The organism is Metabacillus sp. YM-086, from assembly GCF_048059995.1.
In the GTDB taxonomy this organism is placed as follows: Bacteria; Bacillota; Bacilli; order Bacillales; family Bacillaceae; genus Metabacillus; species Metabacillus litoralis_B.
In genome coordinates, this window is the sequence record NZ_JBLUOI010000180.1 from 1 (window position 1) to 959 (window position 959).

3 protein-coding genes are annotated in these 959 nt (G+C 35.5%); all 3 read left to right on the forward strand.

Features of this window, described 5'->3' with window-relative positions:
* Positions 1–327 (forward strand): hypothetical protein (locus tag ACEWK1_RS27685; RefSeq protein WP_416636888.1); only part of this gene is annotated, 327 nt, incomplete at its 5' end.
* Entirely contained in the window at positions 305–523 is a 219-nt protein-coding gene (locus ACEWK1_RS27690; protein WP_416636889.1) for a hypothetical protein, read from the forward strand. The genes ACEWK1_RS27685 and ACEWK1_RS27690, both read left to right, overlap by 23 nt.
* A gap of 65 nt (positions 524–588) precedes the next feature.
* Positions 589–939 (forward strand): hypothetical protein, encoded by a 351-nt coding sequence (locus ACEWK1_RS27695; RefSeq protein ID WP_416636890.1) that lies wholly within the window; start codon positions 589–591, stop codon positions 937–939.
* Positions 940–959: the final 20 nt, after the last annotated feature.

The following is a 959-nucleotide window of genomic DNA, read 5'->3' on the forward strand; positions in this document are numbered from 1 at the left end:
GATGAATTTATGGTACTGGTTACAAAAGAAGGTGTGGACTTAGAAAAGGTCAATGAAATGTTAAATCAGCTTTATATTCCACCTTATAAATATGATTTGTTACCGGAACACTTGAAGCACTCCAATTCAGCTAAAAAAGAAAAAGCCGGTCGTCCAAGTCTTGGCGTTACTAAAAAGGTTTCTATCACACTTCCTAGCGATATTTGGGAAAAGATCGAGAATGAAATTTCGGACCAGGAGTTAAAGTCTATGTCTGCTTATTTTCGTAAGGTTGCACTAGATCACTTCAAGGGGGGGTCTAAAGATGAAAAAATTACTGATTTATAAAGAAAATGGAGAATTTGTTATTGAGAGAGTGAACGAGTTTAATCATGCCTTTAAGCGAAATTTCATCAGTGAACAAGGTCTTTTTGAAGGGTTGCAGTCTTATCAACCAGTCATTGACGAGTACGAATTGGAAGTTTCTGACGAGTTATGGTCATTGGTTCTTAACTTCTTAAATAGCAAGGATTTTCAAAAATGATTTGTTCTTACTGTAATTCAGAGAACAATAAATACGCTGAAAATTGTGGGTTTTGTGACGCTCCTTTGAAAAAGCAGCGTCCAAAACTAAAAGACCATATTTACTTAGAAATGGCTGAATGGCGATTTAGTGAACTATCGGTTGTTCATACATTCGACTTGTTAATTTTGCTTCGACTGGTGAGAGAGGAAAGAACGAAATGCTATCATTTAATGAGAGGGGTTCAGAAGGGCTCTAAATTGATTGAAATAGATTCTGACACGTTAACCTATGCTGAAAGTGAATATAGGCGTTATACGGCTCGTATGAAGGTTATAGAGGGTATCTTGATTGATAGAATGGGGTATAAACCTAAGAGAGTTGATGATAAACTATTAATTAGCTTAAAAGGAAAAATAGAAAGGGAGAATGTTTAGATGAGTGATCAAAAAATAGA